The organism is Mesorhizobium sp. B1-1-1 (assembly GCF_006442955.1).
GTDB lineage: Bacteria > Pseudomonadota > Alphaproteobacteria > Rhizobiales > Rhizobiaceae > Mesorhizobium.
The window spans coordinates 25,168-42,652 of the sequence record NZ_VFWW01000006.1 but is presented as its reverse complement, the minus strand read 5'-3'; the positions used below and the strand labels follow the sequence as shown (position 1 = coordinate 42,652).

13 protein-coding genes are annotated in these 17,485 nt (G+C 63.8%); 8 read left to right on the top strand and 5 right to left on the bottom strand.

Annotated elements, in window-relative coordinates:
* The first annotated feature begins 38 nt into the window (after positions 1–38).
* A complete protein-coding gene (gene recG, locus FJ986_RS13300; RefSeq protein WP_140674516.1) occupies positions 39–2,147 on the top strand; it encodes an ATP-dependent DNA helicase RecG in 2,109 nt (702 codons plus the stop codon).
* Here the strand turns inward: recG and FJ986_RS13295 are convergent.
* The 4 genes from FJ986_RS13295 to FJ986_RS13280 form a co-directional block, all read right to left on the bottom strand.
* The gene (locus FJ986_RS13295) at positions 2,099–2,851 is read right to left on the bottom strand and encodes a DUF502 domain-containing protein (RefSeq protein WP_140557815.1); all 753 of its coding nucleotides are present in this window, start codon (positions 2,849–2,851) and stop codon (positions 2,099–2,101) included. The genes recG and FJ986_RS13295 overlap by 49 nt on opposite strands.
* A gap of 93 nt (positions 2,852–2,944) precedes the next feature.
* The gene (gene glmS, locus FJ986_RS13290) at positions 2,945–4,768 is read right to left on the bottom strand and encodes a glutamine--fructose-6-phosphate transaminase (isomerizing) (protein WP_140560900.1); all 1,824 of its coding nucleotides are present in this window, start codon (positions 4,766–4,768) and stop codon (positions 2,945–2,947) included.
* Positions 4,769–4,942: 174 nt separating this feature from the next.
* Entirely contained in the window at positions 4,943–6,301 is a 1,359-nt protein-coding gene (glmU, locus tag FJ986_RS13285; RefSeq protein WP_140674514.1) for a bifunctional UDP-N-acetylglucosamine diphosphorylase/glucosamine-1-phosphate N-acetyltransferase GlmU, read from the bottom strand.
* Positions 6,302–6,458: 157 nt separating this feature from the next.
* A complete protein-coding gene (locus tag FJ986_RS13280) occupies positions 6,459–7,205 on the bottom strand; it encodes a cytochrome c biogenesis CcdA family protein (RefSeq protein WP_140625060.1) in 747 nt (248 codons plus the stop codon).
* Between the two features lie 157 nt (positions 7,206–7,362).
* On the opposite strand from FJ986_RS13280, the gene FJ986_RS13275 reads away from it, so the two are divergent.
* From FJ986_RS13275 to FJ986_RS13245, 7 genes are all read left to right on the top strand, one after another.
* Positions 7,363–7,740, top strand: a complete 378-nt coding sequence (locus FJ986_RS13275) for a hypothetical protein (RefSeq protein ID WP_140674511.1) — start codon at positions 7,363–7,365, stop codon at positions 7,738–7,740.
* A 346-nt stretch (positions 7,741–8,086) separates the two neighbouring features.
* Positions 8,087–10,708, top strand: a complete 2,622-nt coding sequence (gene topA, locus FJ986_RS13270) for a type I DNA topoisomerase (RefSeq protein WP_140557820.1) — start codon at positions 8,087–8,089, stop codon at positions 10,706–10,708.
* Between the two features lie 6 nt (positions 10,709–10,714).
* A complete protein-coding gene (gene rnr, locus FJ986_RS13265; protein ID WP_140674509.1) occupies positions 10,715–13,033 on the top strand; it encodes a ribonuclease R in 2,319 nt (772 codons plus the stop codon).
* Entirely contained in the window at positions 13,033–13,479 is a 447-nt protein-coding gene (locus tag FJ986_RS13260; protein WP_140525403.1) for a DUF983 domain-containing protein, read from the top strand. The genes rnr and FJ986_RS13260 overlap by 1 nt, the downstream gene beginning before the upstream one ends.
* A gap of 73 nt (positions 13,480–13,552) precedes the next feature.
* A complete protein-coding gene (locus FJ986_RS13255; RefSeq protein ID WP_140525404.1) occupies positions 13,553–14,293 on the top strand; it encodes an NUDIX domain-containing protein in 741 nt (246 codons plus the stop codon).
* A 23-nt stretch (positions 14,294–14,316) separates the two neighbouring features.
* Positions 14,317–15,492, top strand: a complete 1,176-nt coding sequence (locus tag FJ986_RS13250; protein ID WP_140501562.1) for an MFS transporter — start codon at positions 14,317–14,319, stop codon at positions 15,490–15,492.
* 145 nt (positions 15,493–15,637) lie between these two features.
* Complete coding sequence (locus FJ986_RS13245; RefSeq protein WP_140501560.1) at positions 15,638–16,096, top strand: hypothetical protein; 459 nt, start codon at positions 15,638–15,640, stop codon at positions 16,094–16,096.
* A 276-nt stretch (positions 16,097–16,372) separates the two neighbouring features.
* Here the strand turns inward: FJ986_RS13245 and FJ986_RS13240 are convergent, their stop codons facing one another.
* Positions 16,373–17,371, bottom strand: a complete 999-nt coding sequence (locus tag FJ986_RS13240; protein ID WP_210241335.1) for an ISNCY family transposase — start codon at positions 17,369–17,371, stop codon at positions 16,373–16,375.
* Positions 17,372–17,485 lie beyond the last annotated feature (114 nt).

Below are 17,485 nucleotides of genomic sequence, written 5' to 3'. Positions count from 1 at the left end.
AGCCTTGCGCTGCAGCCGTCGCGACATAAGCTGACATCATGCGTCCTTCCATCCTTGACCCGCTTTTCGTCCCGATCACGTCGCTCGCCGGTGTCGGGCCGAAGGTCGGTGCGCTGATCGAAAAAGTCGTCGCGGCCGATCTCGGCGACCGAGCGGCGCGCGCCGGCGATCTTCTGTTCGTGCTGCCGCATACCGTCATCGACCGCCGCAACCGGCCGGGCATTGCCGGCTCGGCCGAAGGCGCCATTGTCACGCTCGACCTGCGCATCGACCGCCACCAGCCGCCGCCGCGCGGCAACAGGTCGGTGCCTTACCGGGTCTACGCCCATGACGATACCGGCGAAGTGGCGCTGACCTTCTTCCACGCCCATGCTGCCTATCTGGAAAAATCGATGCCTGTGGGTGAGCATGTCGTGGTCTCCGGACGCATGGAATGGTTCAACGGTCGCCCGACCATGGTCCATCCAGATCATATCGCCTTAGCCGGCGACGCCGAAAACCTGCCGCTGGTCGAGCCGGTCTATCCGCTCACGGCAGGACTGTCCGGCAAGGTGCTGCGCCGCGCCATCGGCCAGGCGCTCGGCCGTTTGCCGGAGCTGCCCGAGTGGCAGGGTGGCGCTTTCATGCGCCGCCAGAGTTTCCCGTCTTTCGGTGACGCGCTGGCCCGCATCCACCATCCCGCGGACCCGATCGATGTCGCCATCGAAGGCGCCGCATGGCGGCGCCTCGCCTATGACGAGTTCCTGGCGGGCCAGGTGTCGCTCGCCCTGGTCCGGTCGAGGGTTCGCAGGCTGTCCGGCCGGCCGCTCACCGGCGACGGCCAGGTCGTCGAGAAGCTGCGCGCGGCCCTGCCCTACACATTGACCGCGTCCCAGGAATTCGCGCTCGCCGAAATCAATGCCGACCTCGCCGACCCCGAGCGCATGCTGCGCCTCCTGCAAGGCGACGTCGGCTCCGGCAAGACGGTCGTTGCGCTCCTGGCCATGGCGCGTGCCGTCGAGGCTGGCGGCCAGGCTGCCCTGATGGCGCCGACAGAGATCCTGGCGCGCCAGCACCTGGCGACGATCGCCCCTTTGGCGGAACGGGCAGGCATGCGCACGGCCATCCTCACCGGTCGCGAAAAGGGCCGCGAACGCGCCGAAACGCTGGCGGGGCTGGCCGGCGGCGAGATCGACATTGTCATCGGCACGCACGCGCTGTTCCAGGAAACGGTGGCGTTCCACGACCTCGTCCTTGCCGTCGTGGACGAGCAGCATCGCTTCGGCGTTCACCAGCGGCTTGCCATCACCGCCAAGGGCGACGCGCCAGACATGCTGGTGATGACGGCAACCCCCATTCCGCGCACGCTGGTGCTGACCGCCTTCGGCGACATGGACGTCTCCAAGCTGACGGAAAAGCCGGCCGGCCGGCAGCCGATCCGCACCGTCACGCTGCCGCTTGAGCGGCTGGACGAACTCGTCGATCGCATGGTGGAAGCGGTGGCCGGCGGCCAGAAAATCTACTGGATATGCCCGCTTGTGGAAGAATCCGAAGAGATAAAGCTGATGTCGGCCGAGGACCGCTTTGCTTCCCTGAAGCCGCTGTTCGGCGACCGGATCGGCCTCGTCCACGGCCGCATGAAGGGCGCCGAGAAGGACGAAGCGATGCGCGCCTTCAAGCAGGGCGAGACACGTATCCTGATTGCCACAACCGTCATCGAGGTCGGCGTCGACGTGCCGGACGCGACCATCATGGTCATCGAACACGCCGAACGTTTCGGCCTCGCCCAGCTGCACCAGTTGCGCGGCCGCGTCGGGCGCGGCGACAAGCCTTCGTCCTGTGTATTGCTCTACAAGGATCCGCTCGGCGAAACGGCCAAGCGGCGCCTGTCGGTGATGCGCGAGACCGAGGATGGTTTCGTGATCGCCGAGGAGGACCTGAAGCTGCGCGGCGAAGGCGAATTGCTTGGCACCCGTCAGTCCGGCACGCCGGGCTTCCAGGTCGCGCGCATCGAGGCGCATGCGGACCTGCTCGAAGCGGCCCGCGATGACGCAAGACTGATCCTGTCGCGTGATCCGGACCTGCAGACCGAGCGCGGCGAAGCGCTGCGCCTGCTGCTCTACTTGTTCGGCCGCGACGAGGCGGTGCGGCTCCTGCGGGCGGGATAAGGCCCGAGCGGCGGATTGGCCAGGGTGCCCGTGATCGGCTCGCCATTCAGCATCACCAGCTTCGTTTTCACCTCCGGCGCCACCAGCCCGGCCGAGACGATCAGCTTGGCGCCATCCTCGATCGTCATGTCGAGCAGCACGATGTCCGATTTCGGCACATACATCAGGAAGCCCGTCGTCGGATTGGGCGTACAAGGCATGAAGACAGCGGTCAGCGGATCGCCTTCCTGGTCAAGCTTCTGGTTGATCTCGGTTTCCTTCTCGCTGGCCACGAACACCAGCGACCACACCCCCTTGCGCGGATATTCGACCAAGCCGACCTGGCGGAACATGTCACCTTTGTTCGACAGCACGGTTTCGAAAATCTGCTTCAGCGAGCGATAGATGCCCCGCACCAGCGGCATGCGGCCAAGCAGGCGCTCGCCGAAATTGACGATGGCGCGGCCGACGATATTGGCGGTCATGAACCCGATCAGCGTGATCAGGACAAGCGCCACGATCAGCCCGAACCCCGGAACCGGGAACGGCAGATAGGTATCGGGACTGTAGCGTGCCGGAATATAGGGTTTGACCCAGGAATCCACCCAACCGATGAAGGACCACGCGATATAGGCGGTGATCGCCAGCGGCGCGCAGACGACGAAGCCTGTGAGGAAATAGTTCCTCAGCCGGGTCATGCCGGAGGTCTTGAGAGCATCTGACATGGTTCACCGGGGCGCGAGTTGCAGCGCAAACATTAGTGAACCGGAAGGCGCTTTGGAACTGCGAAGTTTTTAAAGCACCTGTTTAAAAAACGCCTACTCCACCGTCACCGATTTCGCCAGATTGCGCGGCTGGTCGACGTCGGTGCCCATGAAAACGGCGGCGAAATAGGCCAGCATCTGGATCGGCAGCGCGTAGATGATCGGCGAGATGATTTCCGGCACGTCCGGAAGGATGATCGTCTCCATCGTCTTCACGCTCGCCTGCGCGGCGCCCTTGGCGTCGGTGATCAGGATGATCTTGCCGCCGCGCGCCGCCACTTCCTGCATGTTGGACACCGTCTTCTCGAAGATGCGGTCATGCGGTGCGATGACGATGACCGGCATGTTCTCGTCGATAAGCGCGATCGGGCCATGCTTCAACTCGCCCGCGGCATAGCCCTCGGCGTGGATGTAGGAGATCTCCTTGAGCTTCAGCGCGCCTTCCATGGCGAGCGGGAAATTGGTGTCGCGTCCGAGATAGAGCACGTCCTTGTAGCGCGACAGGTCCCGCGCGATCCGTTCGATCTGCTCTTCGAGTTTGAGCACCTGGTTGGCATAGCGCGGCGCCTCGGAAAGCGCCCGCACCAGCGACTTTTCCTCGTCCCGCGAAATCGTGCCGCGCGCCACGCCCGCCCGGACGGCGAGCGAGGCCAGCACCGACAACTGGCAGGTGAAGGCCTTGGTCGAGGCGACACCGATCTCCGGCCCGGCCAGCGTCGGCAAGATGACGTCGGATTCGCGCGCCATGGTCGATTCCCGCACGTTGACGACGGCGCCGATCTTCATGCCGGCCTTGCGGCAATAGCGCAGCGAGGCCAGCGTGTCGGCGGTCTCGCCCGATTGCGAGATGAAGAAGGCGGCGTCGTTCTTCGACAGCGGCATTTCGCGGTAGCGAAATTCGGAGGCGACATCGATGTCGACCGGGAGCCGAGCGTAGCGCTCGAACCAGTATTTGCTGATCAGTCCGGCGAGATAGGCGGTACCGCAGGCCGAAATCGCCAGCCGGTTAATCGTAGCAAAGTCGAACGGCAGGTCGAGCGGCTTGGAGACGCCGGAAACAAAATCGACATAATGCGCCAGCGTGTGCGAGATCACCTCCGGCTGCTCATGGATTTCCTTCTCCATGAAGTGGCGGCGATTGCCCTTGTCGACCATGAAGCTGGTCGAGAGCGACTGCTGGCGCTTGCGGTCGACCTTTTCGCCGTCAATGTCGAAGATGGCGACACCGCTGCGGCGCACCACCGCCCAGTCGCCGTCTTCCAGATAGGTGATCGAATTGGTGAACGGGGCAAGCGCGATGGCGTCGGAGCCCAGGAACATCTCGCCGTCGCCATGGCCGACCGCCAGCGGCGGGCCGTTGCGGGCGCCGACGATGAGGTCCTCGTCGCCCGTGAACATGATCGCCAGCGCAAAGGCGCCTTCCAGCCGCTTGAGCGCCTTGTGCGCGGCATCGACCGGCTTCAAGCCTTTGGCGACTTCCCGCGCCACCAGATGCGCGACGACCTCGGTGTCGGTCTGCGACGAGAAGGAATAGCCGTCGCGGATCAGTTCGTCGCGCAGCTCGGCGAAATTTTCGATGATGCCGTTGTGGACGATGGCGACGCCATTGGAAAAATGCGGATGCGCGTTGGTCTCGTTCGGCACGCCATGCGTGGCCCAGCGGGTGTGACCGATGCCGATCGTGCCGTCGAGCGGCTCGTCCTTCAGCCTGCGCTCGAGATTGACCAGCTTGCCTTCGGCGCGGCGGCGGCCAAGCGCCCCCTTCTCTATGGTGGCGACGCCGGCCGAATCGTAGCCTCGATATTCAAGCCGCTTCAGCGCATCGACGATGAGCGGCGCAACCTGCGAATGGCCGACAATTCCAACGATACCGCACATGCAGACAGTCCCCAATCCCCGGCAGAACCCGGCGCTATCTACGGATTGCCGGGCTCTCGCGAAAGTTACTTTGCGTTTCGTTCCGTGTAATGGGAACAGTCTCGTACGCATGCATCATGACACAGCGCACTTGCAATCCAGTTACTGCAATCGTTCAGTTTTTGAAGACCGGTTTTACCTCTTTTTGGCAACCGCGGCCGACGCGAAGCGCTCGCGCAATTCCTTGCCTTTGCCGGGGATCGTCTTCTGGCGGGCACGCCCGAAGGCCAGCGCATCGTCGGGCACGCTTTCGGTGATGACGCTGCCCGAGGCGATATAGCCGCCCTTGCCAATGGTGACCGGCGCGACAAGCGAGGAATTCGATCCGACAAAGGCGCCCTCGCCGATATCGGTGAAGTGCTTCAGATAGCCGTCATAATTGCAGGTGATCGTGCCGGCGCCGATGTTGGCCCCGGCGCCCACCCGCGCGTCGCCGATATAGGTCAAATGGTTGACCTTGGCGCCCTCCTCGATGACGGCCTGCTTGACCTCGCAGAAATTGCCGACCTTGGCTTTCTGTTTGAGATCGGCGCCCGGCCGCAGCCGCGCGAAGGGGCCGACATCGCAATGAGCGGCGACGATGGCGCCTTCGATATGGCTGAAGGCGTGAATCCTGGCGCCGCTTGCAATCTTCACACCCGGCCCGAACCAGACGTTCGGCTCGACAATAGTATCGGCGCCGATCTCGGTGTCGTGCGAGAAATACACCGTTTCTGGTGCGATCAGCGTCACGCCCGAAAGCATCGCTTCCTGCCGGCGGCGTGCCTGCCAGATGCCTTCGGCCTGCGCCAGCTCGGCGCGGTTGTTGATGCCGAGCGCATTCTCGAAGCTGGCTTCGGTGGCGACGACATCGAGGCCCTGGTTGCTGGCAAGCTCGACGATATCGGTGAGATAGTATTCGCCCTTGGCGTTCCTGTTGCCGACGGCGTCGAGCAGTTTCATCGCCTGGCTGCCGGCAATCGCCATCAGCCCGCCATTGCAGAAGGTGATCTTCTTCTCCTCGTCGGAGCAGTCCTTTTCCTCGCGGATGGCGACGAGCTTGCCACCTTTTTCGATCAGGCGGCCATAGCCGGTGGGGTTCGCCGTGCGGAAGCCGATGACCACGACGGCAGCACCTTGCGCCAGCTTCAGGCGCGCGGCCGTGAGGGCGTCCGGATCGATCAGCGGCGTATCGCCGAACATGACGAGGATATCGTCGTAACCTTTTGATATAGCAGCGCGCGCGGCAAGCACCGCATGCGCAGTGCCGAGGCGCTTTTCCTGCACGAAAGCCTCTACCTCCGGCGCGAATTTCTGCGCCGCCTTGCGCATCTCCTCGGCGCCGTGGCCGATCACCAGCGCAAGGTCGCCGGCGCCCGCTGCCTCGGCCGCCTTGACCACATGCGCGACCATCGGCAGCCCGGCGATCTGGTGCAGCACCTTGGGCAGCGCGCTCTTCATGCGCGTGCCTTCGCCGGCGGCGAGGATGACGGATAGGCATGTTCTCTGGTTCATGGAAGGACAACCATAGGAAAAGCGTTGGGAATCAAATCATGCTAGCAGTGGGCGCCATGCTGCACCAATGCGGTTAAATTCCGGTGAGATGGTGAGCAGCCGACTCTTAATCAGCGGGTCACAGGTTCAATCTTGTGCGCACCCGATACCGACAGCCTTATCCCAGCCGGCCCAGCAGCGGAAAATTCTCCAGCAGCCAATACGACACGGCCTGCACCCCGCCGGTGAGGAAAAACACGCCGGCGACGACCAGCAATGCGCCGATCGCCTTCTCGACGCGGCCGAGATGGACGCGGAATTTGCCGAGGAAACGCATGAAGGCGCCGGAAAACAGTGCCGCGATCAGGAATGGGATACCGAGGCCGAGCGAATAGGCGGCGAGTAGCAATGCGCCTTCGCCCACTGTCTCGCGGCCGCCGGCCAGCGTCAGGATCGGCCCCAGCACCGGGCCGATGCACGGCGTCCAGCCGAAGGCGAAGGCCAGTCCCATGACATAGGCCGCAACCGCGCTTGCCGGTTTGCCCTGCGACTGGAAACGCGCCTCGCGCGACAAAAGCGGAATACGCAGGATACCGAGGAAATTCAGCCCCATCAGGATGATCAGCACGCCGGCGCCCATTGCCAGCGGCTCCTGCCAGACGCGCAGAAGGCGGCCGATGGTCGAGGCGCCGGCGCCCAGCGCGACGAACACGGTCGAGAAGCCGAGCACGAATGCAATCGAGGAATAAAGCAGCGCGGTGCGGGCGCCGGCTTTGGCTGCCGCTCCGGCATTACCGCGAAAATCGTCGACCGACACGCCGGCCATGTAGCAGAGATAGGGCGGCACGAGCGGCAGCACGCAAGGCGACAGGAACGAGATCGCCCCTGCCCCGACCGCGCTGACATAGCCTATATCGAGTGCCATTCCAGAACTCCGACTTTACGGCGCCGATATAGCGACGCCCGGGGCCCTCTGCCAATCACCATTGTGTTGGCATGCCCGGGAATAAACGTCGGTGCCTGCGCGTTGATCGAGCGAGGCCGCGATTGCCGCGCATCCTCGGATCAGCAGGGAGATTTCGATGAAAACCGTGACACTAGGGTTGGCCGCGCTTTTGCTCAGCACCGCCGCGTCTTTCGCAGCAGAGGCCTGGAAGGAGGCCGAGGTCGACGGCACCAAGATCTACACCGATGCCAACGGCATGACGCTCTACACCTATGACAAGGACGAGAAGGGCAAGACCAACTGCTACGACAAATGCGCCACAAACTGGCCGCCGCTGAAGGCCGAGGCCGGCGCCAAGGCGGACGATGAATGGACCGTTGTCGACCGCACCGACGGCACCAAGATGTGGGCCTATGACGGCAAGCCCGTCTACACATTCATCAAGGACAAGAAGGCCGGCGATGTGTCGGGTGATGGCGTCGGCGGCGTCTGGCATATCGTCAAGGCCGACTAAGGCTGCCACCTTAACTTCGACGTTGCTGCCGGGCGTGCCTTCAACGCCTGGCAGTCCGCATCAGACGCGCTGGCGCGGCATTTGACTCGGTCCACAGGGTCGCCGGCGACCTCATCGGCGCCAATTTGAGCCGCTCCTCACCGCTCCAGCCATTTGTTTTAGTTAGCCCTCAACAATGTGATCTTCTCCATACACTCTTAGAGTGTATTGCTGCCGGCACTCTTGCAATTTGGCCGCTTCCCCTTGACCGGATGCAAAAGCGCGGCCATGTGAGCGACGAACAGAACCGAGATTTCGTCGCGCGCAGCGGAATTCTTCTGCCGCATCACAGCTGATATGAGCCCTCATGGACGTCGTCGTCGTCGAATCGCCGGCCAAGGCGAAGACAATCAACAAATACCTCGGCAAGAACTACAAGGTTCTGGCCTCGTTCGGCCATGTCCGTGATTTGCCGGCCAAGGACGGCTCGGTGCGACCGGACGAGGATTTCGCCATGTCTTGGGCGGTCGACACGGCATCCGGCAAGCGCCTCGCCGACATCGCCAAGGCGGTCAAGGACGCCGACGGCCTGATCCTCGCCACCGACCCGGACCGCGAGGGCGAGGCCATTTCCTGGCACGTTCTGGAAGTCTTGCGGCAGAAGCGCGCGCTGAAGGACAAGCCGGTCAGCCGCGTCGTCTTCAACGCCATCACCAAGAGCTCGGTGCTCGAGGCGATGGCCAATCCGCGCCAGATCGATGCGCCGCTGGTCGACGCCTATCTCGCCCGCCGGGCGCTCGACTATCTCGTCGGCTTCACTCTTTCGCCGGTACTGTGGCGCAAGCTCCCCGGAGCCCGTTCCGCCGGCCGCGTGCAGTCGGTCGCCTTGCGGCTGGTCTGCGACCGCGAATCCGAGATCGAACGCTTCATCCGCGAGGAATACTGGCAGATCGCTGCCATCCTCGGCACGCCGCGCAACGAAAATTTCGAGGCGCGCCTGACCGCTTTCGAGCGCAAGAAATTGCAAAAGCTCGACATCGCCAACAAGGCGCAGGCCGACGACATCAAGGCCATGCTCGAGGGCGCGGCCTTCAAGGCGCTGTCCGTCGAGGCAAAACCCACCAAGCGCAATCCAGGCCCGCCCTTCACCACCTCGACATTGCAGCAGGCCGCCTCGTCGGGCCTCGGCTTTTCGGCCAACCGCACGATGCAGGTGGCGCAGCGCCTCTATGAGGGAATGGAGATCGGCGGCGAGACCACCGGCCTGATCACCTATATGCGAACCGACGGCGTGCAGATGGCGCCCGAGGCGATCGACGCGGCACGCGATGCCATCGCCAAGGAATTCGGCCCCAAATACCTGCCGGAAAAGCCGCGCCTGTACACGACCAAGGCCAAGAACGCCCAGGAAGCGCACGAAGCGATCCGCCCGACCGACTTCATGCGCACGCCGGCATCGGTTAGGCAATATCTCGATGCCGACCAGATGCGGCTCTATGAATTGATCTGGAAGCGCGCCATCGCCAGCCAGATGCAGCCGGCGGAGATCGAACGCACCACGGTCGAGATCGAGGCGGTCAACGGCGCGCGCACGGCCGAGTTGCGCGCCGTCGGTTCAGTCGTGCGCTTCGACGGTTTCATCGCCGCCTATACCGACCAGAAGGACGATGATTCCGAGGACGAGGAAAACCGCCGCCTGCCCGAAATCCGCGCCGGCGAGCAGCTTGCCCGCCAGGCGATCAACGCCACCCAGCACACGACCGAACCGCCGCCGCGTTATTCCGAAGCTTCGCTGATCAAGAAGCTGGAGGAGCTCGGCATCGGCCGGCCGTCGACCTACACGGCGATCCTGAAGACGCTCGAGGACCGCGACTACGTCACCATCGACAAGCGCCGGCTTGTGCCGCAGGCAAAGGGCCGGCTGCTGTCGGCCTTCCTGGAAAGCTTCTTCGAGCGTTATGTCGAATATGACTTTACCGCATCGCTTGAGGAAAAGCTCGACGAGATCTCCGACGGCAAGCTCGCCTGGAAGGACGTTCTGCGCGATTTCTGGAAGGATTTTTCCGGCGCCGTGGCCGACATCAAGGAACTACGCGTCACCGATGTGCTCGATGCGCTGAACGAGGAACTGGCGCCGCTGGTTTTCCCTGCCCGGGAGGACGGCTCCAATCCGCGCATCTGCCCCAAATGCGGCACCGGCAATTTGTCGCTCAAGCTCGGCAAGTTCGGCGCCTTCGTCGGCTGCTCGAACTATCCCGAATGCTCCTTCACCCGCCAGCTCGGCGACGCGGCCAATCCCAATGGCGAGAATGGCGGCGGCGAGGACGGCACCAAGGTGCTCGGCAAGGATCCCTACACGGCTGAGGAGATCACGCTGCGCAGCGGCCGCTTTGGCCCCTACATCCAGCGTGGCGACGGCAAGGAAGCCAAGCGTTCCAGCTTGCCCAAGGGCTGGACGCCCGATTCGATCGACCATGAGAAGGCGCTTGCCCTGCTTTCCCTGCCGCGCGATGTCGGCAAGCATCCGGAAACCGGCAAGATGATCTCGGCCGGGCTTGGCCGCTACGGGCCTTTCGTGCTGCATGACGGCACCTACGCCAATCTCGACAGCATCGAGGATGTGTTCTCGATCGGCCTCAACCGCGCCGTTTCGGTGATCGCCGAGAAGCAGTTGAAGGGCAAGGGCGGCCGTAATGGCGGCACTGCGGCAGCCCTCAAGGAGCTTGGCGATCATCCCGACGGCGGCGGCAAGATCGTCGTGCGCGACGGCAAATACGGGCCTTATGTCAATTTCGGCAAGGTCAATGCCACGCTGCCCAAGGGCAAGGATCCGCAATCGGTGACGATGGAGGATGCGCTGGCGCTGATCGCCGAGAAGGAAGCCAAGGGCGGCGGCGGCAAGAAGCCTTTCCGCAAAGCGGCGGCGGCCAAGGCGCCCGCTACCAAGAAGACGGCGGCCAAGAAGCCTGCCGCCAGGAAAAAGGGATAGAACGGCGTGGCGCGCAGGATCTCCGCAACAACCCACGGCGACCCGCGCACCGCCGACACAACGGCCAAGGTCAAGGGCGATTACAGGCCCTCGCGTGACGAAATCCTGCGCTACATCGCCGAAAATCCGGATCGCGCTGGAAAACGCGACATCGCCAAGGCGTTCGCGCTGCGCGGCCCGGACCGCATTTGGCTGAAGGATCTCCTGCGCGACCTGCAGGACGAAGGCGTCCTGACCAAGGAGCGTAAGCGCCTGGCCCGCGTTGGCGCCCTGCCCCATGTCACGGTGCTCGATATTTTCGACCGCGACGCCGACGGCGTGCTGCTGGCGCGTCCCACCGAACACACCGCCAATGGACCGCCCCCCATCGTTTCCATCCGCCTGTCGCGCAGTGGCGGCGGACCGGCGCCTGGCATTGGCGATCGCGTGCTGGCCAAGACCTTTCCCGCCGACGACACGAATGTCGCCTTGGGCGGCCCGGCCTACACAGGGCGGGTGATGAAGATATTCGAGAAGCGCACGGATGCCGTTCTCGGCGTCTTTCGGGTGCTTCAGGACGGCAGCTTCCGCATCGAGCCGGTGGAGCGCCGGCAATCCGAACTGATCGTCGACAAGGAATTCCAGAACGGAGCCAAGAACGGCGATCTCGTCGAGGTCGAGCCCGCCCGGGCCTCGCGCTATGGCTTGCCGAGAGCAAAAGTGCTCAACGTGCTGGGCTCGCTGACCAGCGAAAAGGCGGTCTCGATGATCGCCATCCACGCACATGACATTCCGCATGTCTTCCCGGCCGACGTCATCGCCGAAGCCGAAGCCGTCAAGCCTGCGACGATGGCCAACCGCGAGGACTGGCGCGAACTGCCGCTGGTCACCATCGACCCGGCCGACGCCAAGGACCACGACGACGCGGTGTTCGCTACGCCCGATCTCGATGAGAAGAACCCCGGCGGCGTGGTCATCACGGTCGCCATCGCCGACGTGGCTGCTTACGTCCGCTACGGCACGGCACTCGACCGCGAAGCGCTGAAGCGCGGCAACTCGGTCTATTTCCCCGACCGCGTCGTGCCGATGCTGCCCGAGCGCATCTCCAACGATCTCTGCTCGCTGCGCGAAGGCCAGGATCGCCCGGCACTGGCAGTGCGCATGACCTTCTCGGCGGACGGGCGCAAGGTCAGGCATTCCTTCCACCGCATCATGATGAAATCGGCGGCCAAGCTCGCCTACCCGCAGGCGCAGGCGGCGATCGACGGCGTGCCGGACGACAAGACCGGGCCGATCCTCGACGCAGTGCTGAAGCCGCTATGGGATGCCTATGCGGTCCTCAAGCGCGGACGCGATGGCCGCCAGCCGCTCGAACTCGATCTGCCCGAGCGCAAGATCCTGCTGAAGCCCGACGGCACTGTCGATCGCGTCGTCGTGCCGGAACGGCTCGATGCCCATAAACTCATCGAAGAATTCATGATCCAGGCCAATGTCGCCGCCGCCGAGACACTCGAGGCGAAGAAGCAGGCGCTGGTGTACCGCACCCACGACGCGCCCTCGCTGGCCAAGCAGGAATCGCTGCGCGAATTTCTGCAAACCCTGGGCCTGTCGCTGGCGCGCGGTGCGCAGATGCGGCCCGCCCAGTTCAACGGCATTCTCGAGCGCGTGCGCGGCGCCGACAATGAAGGCCTGGTCAACGAGGTGGTGCTGCGCTCGCAGAGCCAGGCCGAATATTCGCCCAAGAACATCGGCCATTTCGGCCTCAACCTGAACCGTTATGCGCATTTCACCTCGCCGATCCGCCGTTACGCCGACCTCATCGTGCACCGCGGGCTTATCGCCGCACTCGGCCTAGGCCCAGGGGGCCTGACGCAGGAGGAGGAAGCGCGGCTCGAGGATGTTTCGGTGCTGATTTCAGGTACAGAACGCCGTGCAATGGCGGCCGAACGCGACACGGTCGACCGGCTGATCGCCGCTTATCTCGCCGAGCGCATCGACGACCGTTTCGACGCCCGCATTTCCGGCGTCACCAAATCGGGACTATTTGTCCAATTGCCGCAGTATGGCGCGGATGGTTTCATCCCCGTGTCAACTCTGGGCGGCGATTACTATATATATGACGAAACGGCCCGCTCGCTCTACGGAGAACGCTCGGGCAAGGGTTATCAGCTGGCGGACCGTGTCGAGGTCCGTCTCGTCGAAGTGGCGCCGATGGCCGGCGCGATGCGCTTTGAGATGTTGACCGACCCGAAGCCCCTGCCTGGCTCCGTCAGGTCGTTTCACAAGGCAAAGGGCCGCGCCCGTGCGTCACAATCGCGCCCAGGCTCGCGTGGCAGGAGACGATGATGGCAAGAGGCACGGAAGAACAGGTTTTCGGCGGTGAACATCACTCGGGCCGGGTCGCGCGTCCGCTGTGGACGGCGATGAAGCGCGGCATGCTCGGCCGCTGCCCGCATTGCGGCGAAGGCAAGCTGTTTCGCGGCTTCACCAAGACCGTCGAGACATGCAGCGTCTGCGGCGAGGAGATACACCATCACCGCGCGGACGACCTGCCCGCCTATCTGGTCATCGTCATCGTCGGCCACATCGTGCTCGGCGCCTTCATGGGCGTGGAGGCGACGTCGACCCTTTCCACCTGGCAGCACATCGCCATCTGGGTACCCTTGACGATCCTGCTGTCGGTTGCACTGCTGCAGCCGGTAAAAGGTGCCGTCATCGGATTGCAATGGGCATTCTATATGCACGGTTTTGCTGGCGAACACGACGTGGCCGAACCCCATCCCGGTGCCTGAGGTGCTGGCTGGCGCAACATGCCAACCGTCAAGGCTACTTTCGCATGCAAGACGTTTCCGCTAGGTCCTGCGCATGGAAGGAATGACCAAGGCGGACGTCGACAGGATCGACAAGGGTCTGGCCACGCATGGCGGCCGGGCGATTCGTCCACGTGATGCCGCGACCCTGATCCTGCTCGACGGCAAGGCCAACGACTTGCGGGTCCTGATGGGTCGCCGTCATGCCGGTCACGCCTTCATGCCAGGCAAGTTCGTTTTTCCCGGCGGCCGTACCGACCCGGCGGACAGCCGCATCCCCACCGCCACCGCGCTGCATCCCGAGCAGGAAGCAAAGCTCATCGCCGGTCCCGGCCGCACGAGCGAGGCGCGTGCCCGCGCCATCGCCTTGTCGGCCATCCGCGAGACCTATGAGGAAGCCGGGCTGCTGATTGGTCGCAAAGGCGCCTTCGCCACGACAAGGTCTGATTGGCAAGGCTTTGCCGAACATGGGGTGCAACCTGCCCTGGACATGCTGCGCTTCATTGCGCGCGCCATCACGCCGCCCAACCGGGTGCGCCGCTTCGACACCCGCTTCTTCTGCGCGTGGCGAGGCGACGTCGCCGTCGAACTGCCGGGCGGCGGTCCGACCAACGAACTCGAGGAACTGGTCTGGCTGCCGCTTGCCAAGGCCAGGGAAGCCGACATTCCTGACATCACCCGGATGATCCTGGACGAGCTGGAAAGCCGCCTCGCCCATGATCCGCTGTTGCATCCGGGCGGTCCCGTGCCCTTCTACCGGCTTGTCCGCAACCGCTTCACCCGCGAAATTCTGTAGAACATCGAGTATTCAGACATAACATGACGGTCGATACCCAACCAAAGGGCGACGAGCGCGTACACTGGCTGCCGATGGTGGCGGCGATCTCGTCGATCAGCGTCGTCGGCATTGCCATCGGCCTGGGCATGCCCCTGCTCAGCGTCATCCTGGAAACGCGTGGGCATTCGGCCTCGATGATCGGCCTCAACACAGCCGTCGCCGGCCTGGCCTCGATCGCCGGCGCCCCTCTGGCCACGCCGCTCGCCATGCGCTTCGGCGTTGCCTGGACGATGATCGCCATGATTGCCGCCGGTGCGCTGGCCTTCGTCGGCTTCCACTTCGCACCCGATTTCTGGATGTGGTTTCCGCTGCGCGTCGTGCTGCACATCGCGCTGACGGTGCTGTTCATCCTGTCGGAATTCTGGATCAGCACCTCGGCGCCGCCGCATCGGCGAGGTCTTGTGCTCGGCATCTACGCCACCGTGCTGTCGCTCGGCTTTGCCGCGGGGCCGTGGCTGTTCGCCCATCTCGGCAGTTCCGGCTTCAGGCCTTTCGGAGTCATCATCGCATTGGTGGCGCTGGCCGCGATCCCGGTGCTGGCGGCGCGTAACGAGAGCCCGACGATCGTATCTGACGGCGAGACCAGCAATTTCCTGCGTTATATCTGGCTGGTGCCGACCGCCACCGCCGCCGTACTGGTGTTTGGAGCCGTCGAAACGGGCGGTTTCGCCCTGTTTCCGGTCTATGGCAACCGCATCGGCTATTCCGAAGCCGACGCCGCCTTGCTGCTCACCATGATCGGCCTCGGCAACGTGCTCTTGCAGATCCCGATCGGCATGATCAGCGATCGCGTCTCGGACCGCCGCTATCTGCTTCTGGCCTGCGCCACTGTCGGACTCGCCGGTACGATCTTCATGCCGCATCTGGCCGGCAACTGGCACCTGATGGCGGGCCTTCTGTTCGTCTGGGGCGGCGTGGTCGCGGCCATGTACACGATCGGCCTCGCCCATCTCGGCTCGCAGCTTTCCGGCCATGAACTGGCTTCCGCCAATGCCGCCTTCGTGCTGTGCTACGGCGTCGGCATGGTGCTCGGCCCGCAGGCGATAGGCATCGGCATGGATGCGTTCGGTCCCTCTGGCTTCGGCTGGTCGCTCGGCCTGTTCTTCGCCGCCTACATGGTCCTTGCCAGCGTCAGGTTGGTCCGCAAGATCTTGTAAGCCGCCACCGGCGCAAACCGGATTCACGATCACTACCGGCTGGCCCATAACTGGCTACCCCCGGATGACTGGCTGCTGACAGAACCGTGTCAGCAGCCACGGTTTATACGGAGACCTCAAAACACCTGAAGTTGAGGAGACTCCGATGATCGACAGCGGCTTTGAAACCACATCATTGCGGATGACGCTGCTCCTGCTTGTCACTTTCCAGGCGCCGGCCGCGGATGTCGACCGCATCATGGACGCCGTGGTGGCGCTGGCGCCGCTGGCCATGGGTAAATATGACCGCAACGCCTACCAGTCGGCGCATGGCATCGAGCGCTACCGGCCACTTGACGGCGCAGCCGCCGGCGCCGAGACCGAATTGCGGCGGCGCCCCGGCACGGTCGAGGTTTCGTTCGAATTGCCCGATGACCAGGAATTGGCGGCGCGCGTCGTAGAAGCGATCTTTCAGGCGCACAGCTACCAGGAACCGGTGATCCGCATTCAGCCGGTCCTTGCCAGCCGTTCCAAGGGACTGGACGACCGCGCCAATCCGAATCGCTGGTGGAACACCACGGGAGATTGGAAGAAAACCATCGTTCTGGAGGCGGAACACGTGTGAATGCCGACAGGCATTGGCTTCCATGACGGCCGCAAGGCGCGTCGGGCTGTCGGTAGCTAATCAAGTTGTCCGGTTTGGTAGCACATGATCTGTCCGCTTCTGTTTTGGCGTCGAAGCGGTTCACGCGGCTTGCCTGATGGGGCAAGTGTCTTCGATTGCGGCGCCGTCAGAGCTGTAGCGAGTGATGCGGCGCGGCCCGTGAAAGATCGCGAGGGTTCCATCCGGGTAGTGCCTGACCTTGACGGTGGCTTTGACGAAGTGATGCCGGATCGGGCTCTATGGCAGCTGCAATCGCAACCGCGCGAAGGCGACCGTGTTGTCGCGGGCAACGACGCGCTCCTCCTCGATGCACAGGATCTGGGCCAGTTGTTGCGGGTCTGCGGCGACAAAGGCGCTGTCCTCGACCGCGGCCGGCCTGGCGAAGCGGGCATTGTGAGCTGGTAGGTAGGTCTGTGCGATGAACCGGTTGGCGGCCTCGATGTCGGCAATTCCGGCCAGCGCCAGTTCCCTCGGCAGCCGATCCTGCAAGGTGGAGAACATCCGCTCCGAGCGGCCTCGCGCTTCAGGGGAATAGGCTGGAATATGTTCGATACCCAGCCGCTCGAGCGCCCGGCCGACCTGGGTCAGCCGGCTTTTGTCGACCGCCTCGCCGGCCTTCAGCGTCACGAAATAGTGGCTGCCGCGATCGCTGTAGAGGCTCGATGGCAATCCCTTGGCGACGAATGTCTCCAGAAGGCCCTGAAAGCTCGACGCCGTGCCTTCCTCCTCGATCAGGAAGGCCGAATAGATCGTGCTCGTCGCATCGTCCATCGTCACGATCAGGTCCAGCATCGGCTCACCCGCCAGCCATCGATGACGGCTGCCATCCTGATGCAGCATCATCCCCTCGCAAGGCTTCCTCTCCCGCTTGCGCCGGTGAGCACCGCGCCGCTTGGCCCGTTCCACAAGGCCCGCCGCGTGGAGCTGCGTCTTGATGAAGGTGTAGCCCCAGCTGAAATGGTGATCGCGCAGCAGGTGCTCGTGGAAATGCTTCACATTCCAGCCGAGGTAGCGATGACGGTAAAGCTCCAGCATCTCCTCAATCGCTTCCGCCGGCACCCGACGCGTCGAAAGCTTGCCCAAGCGCCGATCCAGCAACCCTGCTTCCCCAGCCTCTTCGTACCGGTCGCGGTAGCGTCGGAATTGCCGCTCCGACATGCCAAGCAACTCCCCTGCCTCCATCATCGAAAGATCGCCACCATTCCAGCGGCTCAATACGTCCCGAAACTTTTGCATTCTCCGGTCCTGTAGCCATGCCGTCCGCTTCATCCCCAGCCTCCATCCGCTGACGATAAAACCGGACAACTCACGTGCTACCTAATCCGGACAACTCATGTGCTTACGACACGC

Excerpts from the sequence above, each read along its gene's own strand:
- FJ986_RS13240 (WP_210241335.1), bottom strand. The coding sequence starts at position 17,371 with ATGCAAAAGTTTCGGGACGTATTGAGCCGCTGGAATGGTGGCGATCTT.
- FJ986_RS13295 (WP_140557815.1), bottom strand. The coding sequence starts at position 2,851 with ATGTCAGATGCTCTCAAGACCTCCGGCATGACCCGGCTGAGGAACTAT.
- glmS (WP_140560900.1), bottom strand. The coding sequence starts at position 4,768 with ATGTGCGGTATCGTTGGAATTGTCGGCCATTCGCAGGTTGCGCCGCTC.
- FJ986_RS13255 (WP_140525404.1), top strand. The coding sequence starts at position 13,553 with ATGGAAGGAATGACCAAGGCGGACGTCGACAGGATCGACAAGGGTCTG.
- FJ986_RS13260 (WP_140525403.1), top strand. The coding sequence starts at position 13,033 with ATGGCAAGAGGCACGGAAGAACAGGTTTTCGGCGGTGAACATCACTCG.
- FJ986_RS13245 (WP_140501560.1), top strand. The coding sequence starts at position 15,638 with ATGATCGACAGCGGCTTTGAAACCACATCATTGCGGATGACGCTGCTC.
- FJ986_RS13250 (WP_140501562.1), top strand. The coding sequence starts at position 14,317 with ATGACGGTCGATACCCAACCAAAGGGCGACGAGCGCGTACACTGGCTG.
- FJ986_RS13275 (WP_140674511.1), top strand. The coding sequence starts at position 7,363 with ATGAAAACCGTGACACTAGGGTTGGCCGCGCTTTTGCTCAGCACCGCC.
- glmU (WP_140674514.1), bottom strand. The coding sequence starts at position 6,301 with ATGAACCAGAGAACATGCCTATCCGTCATCCTCGCCGCCGGCGAAGGC.
- FJ986_RS13280 (WP_140625060.1), bottom strand. The coding sequence starts at position 7,205 with ATGGCACTCGATATAGGCTATGTCAGCGCGGTCGGGGCAGGGGCGATC.
- topA (WP_140557820.1), top strand. The coding sequence starts at position 8,087 with ATGGACGTCGTCGTCGTCGAATCGCCGGCCAAGGCGAAGACAATCAAC.
- recG (WP_140674516.1), top strand. The coding sequence starts at position 39 with ATGCGTCCTTCCATCCTTGACCCGCTTTTCGTCCCGATCACGTCGCTC.